The organism is Streptomyces sp. NPDC048331, from assembly GCF_043201215.1.
GTDB lineage: Bacteria > Actinomycetota > Actinomycetes > Streptomycetales > Streptomycetaceae > Streptomyces.
Genome location: NZ_JBICYT010000086.1, coordinates 1 through 8,547 on the forward strand (window position 1 = coordinate 1; position 8,547 = coordinate 8,547).

The 8,547-nt window shown below is 72.2% G+C and carries 6 protein-coding genes; 4 read left to right on the forward strand and 2 right to left on the reverse strand.

Features of this window, described 5'->3' with window-relative positions; genetic code table 11:
* From ACGFYY_RS41980 to ptsP, 3 genes are all read left to right on the forward strand, one after another.
* A partial coding sequence (locus ACGFYY_RS41980) for a hypothetical protein (RefSeq protein WP_393717853.1) occupies window positions 1–256 on the forward strand: 256 nt, incomplete at its 5' end.
* Window positions 257–597: 341 nt separating this feature from the next.
* Entirely contained in the window at window positions 598–1,047 is a 450-nt protein-coding gene (locus tag ACGFYY_RS41985; RefSeq protein WP_393717855.1) for a PTS glucose transporter subunit IIA, read from the forward strand.
* Window positions 1,048–1,121: 74 nt separating this feature from the next.
* On the forward strand, window positions 1,122–2,792 hold the full coding sequence (gene ptsP / locus ACGFYY_RS41990) for a phosphoenolpyruvate--protein phosphotransferase (RefSeq protein WP_393717857.1): 1,671 nt from the start codon (window positions 1,122–1,124) through the stop codon (window positions 2,790–2,792).
* A 78-nt stretch (window positions 2,793–2,870) separates the two neighbouring features.
* On the opposite strand, the gene ACGFYY_RS41995 is transcribed toward ptsP, so the two are convergent.
* Both ACGFYY_RS41995 and ACGFYY_RS42000 read right to left on the reverse strand, forming a co-directional pair.
* A complete protein-coding gene (locus ACGFYY_RS41995) occupies window positions 2,871–3,803 on the reverse strand; it encodes a hypothetical protein (RefSeq protein ID WP_393717859.1) in 933 nt (310 codons plus the stop codon).
* Window positions 3,804–3,866: 63 nt separating this feature from the next.
* Window positions 3,867–5,855, reverse strand: coding sequence for an acetoacetate--CoA ligase (locus tag ACGFYY_RS42000; protein WP_393717861.1), 1,989 nt, complete (start codon window positions 5,853–5,855; stop codon window positions 3,867–3,869).
* Window positions 5,856–6,076: 221 nt separating this feature from the next.
* Between ACGFYY_RS42000 and ACGFYY_RS42005 the strand changes: the two genes are divergently transcribed.
* A complete protein-coding gene (locus tag ACGFYY_RS42005; protein ID WP_393717863.1) occupies window positions 6,077–8,425 on the forward strand; it encodes a TIM-barrel domain-containing protein in 2,349 nt (782 codons plus the stop codon).
* The last annotated feature ends 122 nt before the right edge of the window (window positions 8,426–8,547 follow it).

The following is an 8,547-nucleotide window of genomic DNA, read 5'->3' on the forward strand; positions in this document are numbered from 1 at the left end:
CACCGAAGTGGACGGGGTATCAACTTCTGGCGTTGATTTTTGGCACGCTGTTGAGTTCTCAAGGAACGGACGCTTCCTTCGTACTCACCCTCGCGACATCCGCTGGGGCTTTCCTCCGGGCTTTCGTTCTGTTCTTGCGCTTCCGACTCTATCAGACTCTTTCGTGTCCGACTTCCTCGGCGCTTTCCAGGTATTCGCTTTCGCGTTTTCCCTTTCCAGCGGTTCCGACTCTATCAGTGGTTTTCCATCTCCCTGACCACTCGCCGCATTACCGAATAGGCATACGAAAAGAAGGGTGGGATCAAGATCGATGCTGATGAGGAGGAGTCCCGTCCATCGGCCGTTCGCGAGAAGTTCACACGAGGCGTCCTGGCGGGAGTCACGACAGTACAGCTCTGGGGGTGCCCAAGCAAATCGATTCAGGCGTATGGTCTAGTCCACCGGTCTAGTCCACTAGTCTCCCTGCCAACGGGGGCGCTCGGACCTGGACCAACATCGGGCGAACCCGAACATCTTGTGCCATATCCTTCAGAAGAGTACGCCGTTCGCGACAGGCAGTGACGGCGACACGAAGAGCCCCACCCCTGGGAGGCCCCCATGACCAGCGTGACGTCCCCACTTGCCGGACGCGCCATCGGACTCGCGGCAGTGCCCGATCCGGTGTTCTCCGGCGCGATGGTGGGACCGGGCACCGCTATTGATCCCGTGCGTGAGCCGTCGGAGGCGGTGTCCCCCGTCGACGGTGTGGTCGTCTCCCTGCACCCGCACGCGTACGTGGTCGTCGACGGCGAGGGTCACGGTGTCCTCACGCACCTCGGGATCGACACGGTTCAGCTCAACGGCGAGGGCTTCGAGCTCCTCGTGAACAAGGGCGACACCGTGACCCGTGGCCAGGCCGTCATCCGCTGGAACCCCGCTGCTGTCGAGGCGGCCGGCAAGTCTCCGATCTGCCCGGTCGTGGCACTCGAGGCAACCGTCGAATCCCTCTCCGACGTCGTCGAATCCGGCGACGTGAAGGCTGACGACGCTCTGTTCAGCTGGCAGTGAGAACTCCGCCTGTACGGGCGAGTCGGATATCCATCGCGGCGGCTCGGCCCGCCGCTCAATCGGAGACGGGTGAAATGGAGACAACGCTGCGAGGCGTCGGCGTGAGTCACGGAGTGGCGATCGGCGAGGTGCGGCACATGGGCACGGCGGTTCTGGAGCCGCCGGCCCGACAGATCACCGCGGACGAGGCGGCGCGCGAACAGGGGCGCGCCCGTCAGGCCGTGAGTGCCGTGGCGGCCGATCTGATCGCGCGTGGCCAGCTGGCCGGTGGCGAGGCCCAGCACGTGCTCGAGGCCCAGGCGATGATCGCCGAGGACCCCGAGCTGATGGCGGACGTCGACCGGCGGATCGCCGTCGGCAGCACCGCGGAGCGGGGCGTGTACGACGCGTTCGCCGCCTACCGCGACCTGCTCGCGGGGGCCGGCGAGTACATGGCCGGCAGGGTGGCCGACCTGGACGACGTACGCAACCGCATCGTGGCGCGGCTGCTGGGTGTGCCGATGCCAGGTGTGCCCGACAGCGACGAGCCGTACGTGCTGATCGCCCGGGACCTGGCTCCCGCCGACACGGCGCTGCTCGACCCGGCGCTCGTCCTCGGTTTCGTGACCGAGGAGGGCGGGCCGACCAGCCACAGCGCCATCCTCGCGCGGGCGCTGGGCGTGCCGGCGATCGTGGCACTGCCGGGTGCCGGAGAGATCGCCGAGGGGACCGTGATCGCGGTGGACGGCAGCACCGGCGACCTGTTCGTGGAACCGTCGCCGCAGAAGCGGACCGAGCTGGAGGCCGCGGCCGCCGAGCGCAAGGCGGCGCTGGCCGCGTCGTCCGGTCCGGGTGCGACCTCCGACGGTCACAAGGTGCCGCTGCTGGCCAATGTCGGCGGTCCGGCGGACGTGCCGGCGGCCGTCGAGGCCGGGGCGGAGGGTGTGGGTCTGTTCCGCACCGAGTTCCTGTTCCTGGACGACAGCAAGAAGGCGCCGTCCGAGGAGAAGCAGGTCGAGTCCTACCGCAAGGTGCTCGAAGCCTTCCCCGAGGGCCGTGTCGTGGTGCGGGTGCTCGACGCGGGCGCCGACAAGCCGCTGGACTTCCTGACGCCGGGCGACGAGCCCAACCCCGCGCTGGGTGTGCGCGGGCTGCGCTCGCTGCTGGACCACCCGGATGTGCTGCGTACGCAGCTCACCGCGCTGGCCAAGGCGGCCGAGGGGCTCCCGGTCTATCTCGAGGTCATGGCGCCGATGGTCGCCGACCGGATCGACGCCAAGGCTTTCGCCGACGCCTGCCGGGAGGCCGGTCTGAAGGCGAAGTTCGGCGCGATGGTGGAGATCCCCTCCGCCGCACTGCGGGCGCGCTCCATCCTGCAGGAGGTCGAGTTCCTGTCGCTGGGCACGAACGACCTGGCCCAGTACGCTTTCGCCGCCGACCGCCAGGTCGGCGCCGTCTCGCGGCTCCAGGACCCGTGGCAGCCGGCGCTGCTCGACCTGATCGCCATGTCGGCGGATGCCGCCAAGGCCGAGGGCAAGAGCTGCGGTGTCTGCGGCGAGGCCGCTTCCGATCCGCTGCTGGCCTGTGTGCTGACCGGTCTGGGTGTCACCTCTCTGTCGATGGGTGCCGCTTCGATTCCTTATGTGCGGGCGACGCTCGCCAAGTACACGCTGGCCCAGTGCGAGCGCGCCGCTGCGGCGGCGCGTGCGTCGGACAGCGCCGAGGAGGCCCGTGTGGCCGCTCAGGCGGTGCTGTCCGGCGAGTAGCCGCCGGCCGCACGGTGCGGTGTTCGTTCCGAGGGGTCCTCGCCGGTGGCGAGGACCCCTCGGTCCGTCCGGGACCGGTCAGTGGTGCGGGCCGGGTGCGTCCACCTCGTAGCCCGGGCAGTATTCGACGCCCGATTCGGGGGCGACCGGCTCTCCGGTGTCGGCGTCGGTGCAGTAGGCGTCGAAGACGGCCGCCGCCGACAGGGCGGTGAGCCGGCCTCGGTCCAGGCGCCAGCCGTGGACCCGGTCCCGGCTGCCCGACCCTGTCGTGCGTACCACCAGTCCTCCGGGGCCTCCGAGGGCGAGTCCGGCGGCGAGGACCGTCACGAAGTCGAGGCCTTCCCGGGCGTCGACGCGCGGCGGTGCGTCCGAGTTGTCGGTGGTGTCGGCGTGCAGGACCGCGACGAGTTGCTGTGCCTCGGTCGGGATGCTGCAGACGAAGTGGTGGTGGCCGGGTCCGGCGCCGGCCACGAGGCGTTTGAGCGCGTCGGTGGCCCGGTCGAAGGAGGCGTGGCCGATGTCCTCGCCGCAGTCCGCGCAGTGTCCGACCTCGGCGAGGACGCCGGTGGCGTACTCCCAGGTGGCCTGGCGGACGGCCTCGTCGACGAGGAGTGGGACGAGCTCGTCGATCGGCTGGCCGCTGTAGGGCAGGAGAGCGCCGCTGCCGGCGAGCTCGGCGTTGAAACGGGCTCGGGCTTCGACGGTGTCCGGGTCGAGGCCGGACTCCCCGCAGAACTCGGCGTACTCCTCGGGGTCGAACAGGGCGACGGTGATGTGGATGCCCTGGGCCGCGAGGGACCTCAGCAGGCCGTCCACGTGGTGGAGGTAGTCGGCGTAGTCGGCGTGATGGTCGAAGCCGAAACTCCCGTAGCCGCACATGGCCGCGAAGTCCCCGGCGTCGGCCAGGAGGCCGACGGTGCCGGGGACCTCGCGGCGCAGCAGGCGGCGCCGGTCGGTGGTGCGGGTCCGGTGCGTGCCCGTGGGCGCGCCGGTGTCGTTCTTGCGTGGCATGACTCCCCCTGAGTATCGCGATCACTTGCTCACTCAGAGTAATCATCGCCACTGACAGTGGCCTCAGCCGTGGGTGCGGGTGCGGGTGCGGGCCAGCTCCTCGTAGAAGGGGAGGAGGTCGAGGTTGTCGACGGAGCCCGGGTTGACGGCCTTGGCGAGCGGCGCACCCTGCAGGAGACGCTTGACCGGGACCTCGATGCGCTTGCCGGTGAGGGTGTGCGGGATGCCGGGGACTTCCATGATCTCGTCGGGGACGTGGCGCGGGGAGAGTTCCTCGCGGATGGTCGCCTTGATCCGGGCCCGCAGGTCGTCGTCGAGGGTCGCTCCGGGCGCGAGGTGGACGAAGAGCGGCATCCAGTAGCCGCCGTTCGGCTCCTCCAGGCCGATGACCAGGGATTCCTTGATCTCGGGGAGGCGTTCGACCGCCTCGTAGATGTCGGCGGAGCCCATCCGGACGCCCTGCCGGTTGAGGGTGGAGTCGGAGCGGCCGTGGATGATCACCGAGCCGTGGTCGGTGAGGGTGATCCAGTCACCGTGGCGCCAGACGCCCGGGAACATCTCGAAGTAGCTGTCGTGGTAGCGGCTGCCGTCGGGGTCGTTCCAGAAGTGGATCGGCATGGACGGCATGGGGTTGGTGACGACGAGCTCGCCGACCTCGCCGACGACGGGCTTGCCGGAGGGGTCCCAGGCCTGGAGGTCGGTGCCGAGGCAGGCGGCCTGGAGTTCGCCGATGTGGACGGGGAGGGTGGGGACGGCGCCCGCGAAGCAGCTGCACACGTCGGTGCCGCCGCTGACGGAGGCGATCCAGAGGTCTTCGGCGACCTCGTCGTGGAGCCAGCGGAAGCCGTCGGGCGGCAGCGGGGAGCCGGTGGTGGCCACGCACTTGACGGCGGAGAGGTCGAAGTCGCGGGACGGGTGGACCTCGGCCTTGCGGCAGGCCATGACGTAGGCGGCGGAGGTGCCGTAGAGGGTGGCCTTCGTCCGCTCGGCGATGCGCCACTGGGCGCCGGTGTCGGGGTGGCCGGGGCTGCCGTCGTAGAGGACGACGGTCGTACCCGTGAGCAGGCCGGAGACGAGGAAGTTCCACATCATCCAGCCGGTCGAGGTGTACCAGAAGAACCGGTCCTCGGGGCCGAGGTCGCAGTGCAGGCCGAGCTGCTTGAGGTGTTCGAGGAGGATGCCGCCCTGGGACTGGACGATGGCCTTGGGGAGGCCGGTCGTACCGGAGGAGTACAGGACCCAGAGCGGGTGGTCGAAGGGGACCGGCTCGAAGACGGGCTCGGTGTCGCCCGAGGTCAGGGCGGACCATTCGAGGGCGCCGGCGGGGGCGGGCGTGCCCAGGAGCGGGATGTGGACGACGGCGCGCAGGGACGGGAGGTCGGCGCGGAGTTCGGCGACGGTCTCGCGGCGGTCGTGCTCCTTGCCGCCGTAGCGGTAGCCGTCCACGGTGAACAGGACGACCGGCTCGACCTGCTGGAAGCGGTCGAGGACGCTGCGGGCGCCGAAGTCGGGGGCGCAGGAGGTCCAGACCCCGCCGACGGCGGCGGTGGCGAGGAGGGCGACCGCGGCTTCGGGGATGTTGGGGAGGTAGCCGCTGATCCGGTCGCCGGGGCGTACGCCGAGGGCGCGCAGTTCGGCGGCGAGCGACCCGACCTGGCGGCGGAGCTCGGCCCAGCTGACGGGGACGACCTCGTGGGTCTCGTCGACGTACAGCAGGGCGGGGTCACCGGCGCGCGCCGGGTCCTCGGCGGCGCGCAGGGCGTGCTCGGCGTAGTTGAGGGTGGCTCCGGTGAACCAGCGTGCGCCGGGCATGGAGCGGTCGGCGAGGACGGACTCGTACGGGGTGGTGAAGCGGACGTCGAACCACTCGGCGACGGCCTGCCAGAAGGTGTCGAGCTCGTCGACGGACCAGCGGTGCAGGGCGGGGTAGCCGCCGTCGGCCGGGGCTCCGTGGCGCTCGGCGGCCCAGGCCTGGAAGGCGGTGATCCGGGCCGCGGCGATCCGGTCGGGGCCCGGCGCCCAGAGGGGTTCCGGCTGCGTGGCTGAGGTCATGGGTCGGCTCCCGGTCAAGTCTGCGGCTCGCGCTTCGTGTGCGTACGGCGCCGGCGCGCGGAGGTGTGGGCGCGGCGGCTCACAGGGACGATGCCATGTGATCGTCCGCTGCACCAGGGTCGCCCTGGCGGGTCGGGGGATCGGCACCGGGGTGCCGCTGCCGGGTGAACGACAGTTGAACGCCGTCCCCTCGGCCGGGGGCCGGTGGCAGGGTGAGCGGCATGAACGGTCGTGATCTGGTACGTGCGGTGAAGGACATCGGTACGGAGCGCGGTCGGCGCGCCTGGCGCGCGGCCTGGCGCCACCGGCGCTCGGACGCGGTGGGCCTGCCGCGCCGGGGCGCGGAGCGGGCGCGCGTGCCGGGGCTGCTGACCGGTACGGAGGCCCGGCCGGGCGGGGGTGTGCTGCGGTTCGCGCGCTCCGAGCTGCTGGTCCGGGTGATGGTGGGCGGCGCGGTCTTCTGGAGCTGGGACGGGGCCGGGCCGACGCCCTCGTACGCGGTGGTCGGCGAGGGTCCCGAGCCGGATCCGCGGGCCGTGCTGGAGCCGGACACCGGGGGTGGCTGGCGGGTGGTGTCGGAGCGGGTGACGGTGGCGGTGTCGCGGCACGGGGCGTTGGAGGTGCGTACGCCGGGCGGGACGGTGCTGCGGCGGGAGGCGCCGCCCCGGTGGTGGGAGCCGGTGGATCCGCGGATGGGCGCGGCGCGGTGGTTGCAGCGGAGCGAGGTACCGGCGGACGCGCGGTTCTTCGGGCTGGGCGGGCGGGCGGCGGGGCCGCGTTTGCGGGACGGGGCGTACCGGCTGTGGAACACGGATCCGAAGGGGGGTTTCGGGCCGGGGGTCGATCCGCTGTACCTGACCATGCCGGTGCAGATGGTGGTCGCGGACGCGGGGACGCATCTGGTGTTCCACGACAACTCGTGGGACGGGCGGGTGGTGCTGCGCGAGGGTGAGGAGGGCGCGGGTTCGGGGGCGGATCGGCCGGGGGTGACCGAGCTGCGGATGGAGGGCGGGCCGCTGCGGTGCTGGGTGCTGGTGGGGACGCCGGCGCGGGTGCTGCAGGGGTGGTCGGGGCTGACGGGTGCGGCGGCGGTGCCGCCGGAGTGGGCGTTGGGGTACCAGCACGCGCGGTGGGGGTTCGGGAGCGCGGAGGAGGTGCGGCGGGTGGTGGCGGGGTACGCGTCGCGCGGGCTCGCGCTGTCGGCCGTACACCTGGACATCGATCACTACGACGGGCATCGGGTGTTCACGGTGGACGAGGGGCGGTTCCCGGATCTGCCGGAGCTGTCGCGGGAGTTGGAGGGGATCGGGGTACGGCTCGTGTCGATCGTGGACCCGGCGGTGAAGGCGGGTGACGGGGTGCACGCGGCGGGGCTGACGGTGGGGGCGGGCGGGGCGTTCGTGCGGGACGCGCGGGGCGGGGAGGTGCGCGGTGAGGTGTGGCCGGGCGAGTGCGCGTACCCGGATTTCACGGATCCGGTGGTGCGGGAGTGGTGGGGAGGGTTGTACGAGGAGCGGCTCGCGCAGGGCTTCGCCGGTTTCTGGCACGACATGAACGAGCCGGTTTCCTTTGCGCCGTTCGGTGACACGACGCTGCCGAGGTCGGCGCGGCACGCGCTGGACGGGGCGGGGGGTGACCACCGCGAGGGGCACAACGTGTACGCGCTGGGGATGGCGCGGGCGGGGTGGGAGGGGCTGGTGCGGCTGCGGCCGGCGGAGCGGCCGTTCCTGTTCTCGCGGTCGGGGTGGGCCGGGATGCAGCGCTACGGGGGCACGTGGTCGGGGGATGTGGAGTCGAGCTGGGAGGGGCTGCGGGCCTCCCTCGCGCTGGTGTTGGGGCTCGGGCTGTGCGGGGTGCCGTATTCGGGTCCGGACGTCGGCGGGTTCGGGGGGTCGCCGTCGCCGGAGTTGTACGTGCGGTGGCTGCAACTGGGCGCCTACCTACCGCTGTTCCGGACCCACTCGGCGATCTGGGCGGGGCGGCGGGAGCCGTGGGAGTTCGGGCCGGAGGTGGCGGAGCAGGCCGGGGCGGTGATGGCGGAGCGGGAGCGGCTGCGGCCGTACTTCGTGACGCTGGCACATCTGGCGCGGCGGACGGGCGCGCCGTACGTGCGGCCGGTGTGGTGGGGGACGCCGGAGGAGCGGCGGCTGCGGGACTGCGAGGACACCTTCCTGCTGGGAGACGCGCTGTTGGTGGCGCCGGTGCTGGAGTGCGGCGCGGATCGGCGGGCGGTGCGGCTGCCGCGGGGGCGCTGGTACGACACGGCGACGGGGGTGGCGTACGAGGGCCCGGGCCAGATCCTGCTGGAGGCTCCGCAGGGCCGGATCCCGGTGCTGGCGCGGGCGGGGGCGGTACTGCCGGTGCGCGCCCGGTCCGGCGGCGGGGTGGAGCTGGAGGTCTGGGCGCCGGCGCGGGGTCGTACGGGGGGCGGGGTGGTGATCCGGGATCCGGGACCGGGCTTCGAGCCGGGTGAGGTGGAGCGGTACACGGTGCGGTGGGTGGGGGACGCGGTGGTGGTGGAGGACGAGGCGGGCAACCCGGCGGAGGGGGTCACCGTACGGGGGCTGTAGGCGCGCGCGGGGGCCTGCGGCCGGGAGCCCCCCCCCCCCCCCGGCGGCGCCAACCCCGGGGGGGGGGGGGGGGGGGGGGGGGGGGGTTTTTTGGCCCAAAGCTGGGTGCAGAAGGGGGGTGG

What these genes read in the sequence shown, in the direction of transcription:
- ACGFYY_RS41985 (WP_393717855.1), top strand. Translation starts at nt 598, where the DNA reads ATGACCAGCGTGACGTCCCCACTTGCCGGACGCGCCATCGGACTCGCG.
- ptsP (WP_393717857.1), top strand. Translation starts at nt 1,122, where the DNA reads ATGGAGACAACGCTGCGAGGCGTCGGCGTGAGTCACGGAGTGGCGATC.
- ACGFYY_RS41995 (WP_393717859.1), bottom strand. Translation starts at nt 3,803, where the DNA reads ATGCCACGCAAGAACGACACCGGCGCGCCCACGGGCACGCACCGGACC.
- ACGFYY_RS42000 (WP_393717861.1), bottom strand. Translation starts at nt 5,855, where the DNA reads ATGACCTCAGCCACGCAGCCGGAACCCCTCTGGGCGCCGGGCCCCGAC.
- ACGFYY_RS42005 (WP_393717863.1), top strand. Translation starts at nt 6,077, where the DNA reads ATGAACGGTCGTGATCTGGTACGTGCGGTGAAGGACATCGGTACGGAG.